This is a genomic window from Streptomyces sp. NPDC054840, from assembly GCF_053611065.1.
In genome coordinates, this window is sequence record NZ_JBSGZP010000906.1 from 1 (window position 1) to 2,367 (window position 2,367).

Consider the following 2,367-nt stretch of genomic DNA (forward strand, 5'->3'; position numbering starts at 1 on the left):
GTCGGCTCCCAGTCGAAGACGACCGCGTTCTCGTCGGAGCCGATGGCCACGCCGTCACCGGCGCGGGCGCCGGCCTTCCTGAGCGCGTCCTCGACACCGAGGCGGTTGAGGCGGTCGGCCAGGTAGCCGACGGCCTCGTCGTTGTTGAAGTCGGTCTGGCGGACCCAGCGCTCCGGCTTCTCGCCGCGCACCTGGTAGACGTCCTCGACCTCGTCGTAGGTGACGGTGAAGCCGGCGTCGTCCACGGCCTTCGGGCGGATGACGATGCGGGTCGCCTCCTCCTTCGGCTTGCGGGCCCGGGCCTTGGCGATGACCTCGGCGAGGAAGAAGGAGAGCTCCTTCAGACCCGTACGGGCGACCGCGGAGACCTCGAAGACCTTGTAGCCGCGGGCCTCCAGGTCCGGGCGGACCATGTCGGCGAGCTCCTGGCCGTCCGGGATGTCGACCTTGTTGAGGACGACGAGACGCGGACGCTTCTCCAGGCCGCCGCCGTAGAGCTTCAGCTCCTCCTCGATGACGTCGAGGTCGGCGATCGGGTCGCGGTCGGACTCCAGCGTGGCGGTGTCCAGGACGTGCACCAGCACCGAGCAGCGCTCGACGTGACGCAGGAACTCCAGGCCCAGGCCACGGCCCTGGCTGGCGCCCGGGATCAGGCCCGGGACGTCGGCGATCGTGTAGACGGTCGAGCCGGCCGTGACGACGCCCAGGTTCGGGACGAGTGTGGTGAAGGGGTAGTCCGCGATCTTCGGCTTGGCCGAGGAGAGCACCGAGATCAGCGAGGACTTGCCGGCGCTCGGGAAGCCGACCAGCGCCACGTCGGCGACGGTCTTGAGCTCCAGGACGATGTCGCCGGTGGTGCCGGGGACGCCGAGGAGCGCGAAGCCCGGGGCCTTGCGGCGGGCGGAGGAGAGCGCGGCGTTGCCGAGACCGCCGCGGCCGCCCTCGGCGGCCACGTAAGTGGTGCCCTGGCCGACGAGGTCGGCGAGGACGTTGCCCTCCTTGTCGAGGACGACGGTGCCGTCCGGCACGGGCAGGACGAGGTCCTGGCCGTCCTTGCCGGAGCGGTTTCCGCCCTCGCCGGGCTTGCCGTTGGTGGCCTTGCGGTGGGGGCTGTGGTGGTAGTCCAGCAGGGTGGTGATCGCCTGCTCCACCACCAGGATGACGTCGCCGCCACGGCCGCCGTTGCCGCCGTCGGGGCCGCCCAGCGGCTTGAACTTCTCCCGGTGAACGGAGGCGCAGCCGTGGCCCCCGTTACCCGCGGCGACATGCAGCTCGACGCGGTCCACGAAGGTGGTCATGGGTGTTCCTCCAGATACATACGGGAATGTCCCGGGCAGGCCTTGCTGCCCATTAAACGTGTCTATATGACAACGCGCCGAGGGCGGACCTCTCTTCCCGGCTTGCGCCGGAAAGAGCTGAGATCCGCCCTCGGGAAGTTACGAACGCTCGATCAGCCGAAGCTGGATCAGGCGGCCGGAACGATGTTGACGACCTTGCGGCCACGGTGCGTGCCGAACTGGACCGCACCGGCCTGCAGCGCGAACAGCGTGTCGTCGCCACCACGACCGACACCCGAACCCGGGTGGAAGTGGGTGCCGCGCTGGCGGACGAGGATCTCACCAGCGGAAACGACCTGACCGCCGAAGCGCTTCACGCCGAGCCGCTGGGCATTGGAGTCGCGCCCGTTCCGGGTGGACGATGCGCCCTTCTTGTGTGCCATGTCTCAGTCCCTCTTACTTCGCAGCCGCGGGGATACCGGTGACCTTGATCGCCGTGTACTGCTGGCGGTGACCCTGGCGACGGCGGTAGCCGGTCTTGTTCTTGTAGCGCAGGATGTCGATCTTGGCGCCCTTGTGGTGGTCCACAATCTCGGCCGTGACCTTGATACCGGCCAGGACCCACGGGTCGCTGGTCACGGCGTCGCCATCGACAACGAGCAGGGTCGAGAGCTCGACCGTGTCGCCAACCTTGGCAGTGGAAATCTTGTCAACCTCAACGATGTCACCAACAGCAACCTTGTGCTGGCGACCACCGCTGCGCACGATGGCGTACACGCGGATCTCTCTCTCACTCGGGACGGATGCTCCTGAAGCCAGCCGCTCAGGCAAGCCCCGCCAAGAAGACGGGACCGCACCGATCCGGATTGGACGAGCGGCCTCTCTCGTACGACGCTTGCGCGTACGGAACGTGAGGAAGGTGCTCAGGAGCTCGGCACTTGTCTAAGACACGCCGACGGTCTAGGTTACGGGGCCGGTTCCGGAGGGTCAAACCGGGCCCGTACGGCCGTGGACCCCGCCACTCGGCGGGGCCCACGAACGCTGTGTCACTCAGCGGCGGATCAGGCTTCGGTCGGAGCCGCGGCCGCCG

General features: G+C 68.4%; 3 protein-coding genes. All 3 read right to left on the reverse strand.

Annotated features, from left to right (window positions below; all coding sequences use genetic code 11):
- The coding region (gene obgE, locus ACWGIU_RS35780) for a GTPase ObgE (RefSeq protein ID WP_453712262.1) at positions 1 to 1,298 on the reverse strand (1,298 nt) is incomplete at its 3' end.
- Between the two features lie 167 nt (positions 1,299 to 1,465).
- Positions 1,466 to 1,720: a 50S ribosomal protein L27 gene (gene rpmA / locus ACWGIU_RS35785; protein ID WP_030027134.1), complete on the reverse strand. Its 255-nt coding sequence runs from the start codon at positions 1,718 to 1,720 to the stop codon at positions 1,466 to 1,468.
- A 13-nt stretch (positions 1,721 to 1,733) separates the two neighbouring features.
- Positions 1,734 to 2,054, reverse strand: coding sequence for a 50S ribosomal protein L21 (gene rplU / locus ACWGIU_RS35790; protein WP_030715748.1), 321 nt, complete (start codon positions 2,052 to 2,054; stop codon positions 1,734 to 1,736).
- Between the last annotated feature and the right edge of the window lie 313 nt (positions 2,055 to 2,367).